Here is a 2,094-nt window from a genome sequence, read left to right on the forward strand (position 1 = left end):
AAAAGCCTAGCCAAAAAAAAGAAACAGACCTTCTTTTTTTTGAAATTTCGATTGATACTTGCCGGTATCAATGAAACCACTTCTAAGGCTTTAGTTAGTGAATGACTAATTAATTTTAGTTTCATAGCTAGTATAAGAGAATTAGAAGGAAATTTCAAGATATAAAGAGGAGTCAGTCGAAAAAAAGGCGGATTCCTCTTTTTTTGGTGTTTTTATAACGTGGCAACATGGCTGCGCGAAGATTGTAGCCGCGTCTGTGGGGGCGCTCAGCGGAGCGATAGAGCGTCCCCTGCAGCGAGGCGTACACATATCTTCCGTCGACGGCTGTGTTGGCCAAGGGCGCTATGGTCGCCCTTGAGGGAGCCTGGAAGGCGACTAGAAAACGGAGCGAAGCGGAGTTTTCTTATTAACTTGATTCTAGTTAAACAATTATCCGCGAGAAAAATAAGCCTCAAAAATTTAGTGAAATCATAGAGAAAGGAGGGGCGATTTTATGTCAGTAGAACAGACAGATTTCTTTATTCATGATAATCATATGGGAACAGTAACACAAATGAACCATATTTTAGAATTTCAGTACATGGAAAAAGCAAATCACCAAGTACGTATTCGTAAAATCGATAAAAATCGCTATGTTTTATTAGCGACTGGAGAAATCAAAGAGTTTGAAAAGCATTCAAAGACTCGTGTAGAGAATGAAAATTCATTGCGCCAAACGTTTAAAAAGCTTGGCTATCGAATTAATGCGAATTTTACCGGGACAAAGAATGAATTATTCTTAACTATGACCTTTAAGGAACGTGTGACAGATGTTAAAGAAGCGTCTAAGGAGTATTTTAATTTTTTACGCCGTTTTGAGCGTGCTTACGCGCATTTAGGGACTATTCGTATGTTATCAGTCAAAGAACCTCAAGCAGACGGTACGTGGCATTTTCATACGTTAGTGAAATTTTTAGACCAAAAGAAAGTCACAATTTTAAATAAATTTGATTATTCTGATTATAAAGACATACCTAAAGGAGAATTGACGTGGGAACAGATTCAAGAATGTAAAGTAAATGCGCCTCTCTTTGATTTGTGGGGTCAAGGATTTGTAACAGTTCGTCGTTTGAAGAATGCAGATAATGTAGGAGCATATTTGACTGCGTATATGGCAGATCTGCCTTTAGAAGATTTAGATGTTCCGTATAACATTGATGAAAATGGAGAAGTCCTATTTGAAGAAGAGTATTTTGAAGAAGAGACTTATGAGCGCTTAGATAAGGCGTTAGCATATACGAAAGGTGTTCAAGTAACAAAATCAAATCAAAAAAAGGCAGTAATTAAAGGAGGTCGTTTGCGGTTTTATCCTAGGGGAACACGGTTATTTAATTGTGTTAATTGTGTGGAACCAACGCGTCAAGAAATGTCATATAAGCAGTTTAAAAAAGTGTTTGGAATTAAAAATACGCAATTAACGTTGCGGAAATCGGTGAAGATAGAAGATGAAGAGACCCGGTATTCTTCTGTTTTAGTCAAAGAACAATATAATAAAAAAGCCTGTCGTTGGGATAATCTATTGGCACGTATTGAAATCTGTAGGAAAAATTTATTATTAGTGGAAAAAAATGATCCTTTTTATCCTAGATTAGAAGCAGAACTCTATGCCTTAGAAAATCGAGCTTATTTACGAAAATTAGAAAATGAGTATGTAAAAAATCGAAAAGTAGGATAGGTTTATTTGTGATGTCCTAAATTTACTATTTTTGTTTCGCCGATTCACAAAATAAGAGTATTTTTGCCCTTAAACTAGAAAGGGCGATAGATTGAGATTAAGAAGTTAATCTAGTACAAGCTATCGGCGCAGGACGAGAAAGGGCAAAAACGGAGAGGGTCAAGTATAAATGTCTGACTGACCAACGGGAAGGAATTTATGCCTTGAGGCACTCCGCTACATAAGGAATTAAGAGAATAACTAGGTAAGCAGGAGGCTCCAGGGAGTTTGAGGGTGGAAAGCCCTCAAGGTTTATGTAATTATTTCTTGTTTGTTTCACGAAAAAGAAGTAAAATAACAGTAATTAAATATTTGCGCATGTTGAAATATAGGCATAACAA

The 2,094-nt window shown here is 36.6% G+C and carries 1 protein-coding gene; it reads left to right on the forward strand.

Annotated features, from left to right (window positions below):
* The first annotated feature begins 493 nt into the window (after window positions 1–493).
* A complete protein-coding gene (locus IGI80_RS18955; RefSeq protein WP_438724295.1) occupies window positions 494–1,714 on the forward strand; it encodes a rolling circle replication-associated protein in 1,221 nt (406 codons plus the stop codon).
* Window positions 1,715–2,094: the final 380 nt, after the last annotated feature.

The sequence above is a fragment of the Enterococcus sp. DIV1420a genome, from assembly GCF_051712165.1.
GTDB lineage: Bacteria > Bacillota > Bacilli > Lactobacillales > Enterococcaceae > Enterococcus > Enterococcus faecalis.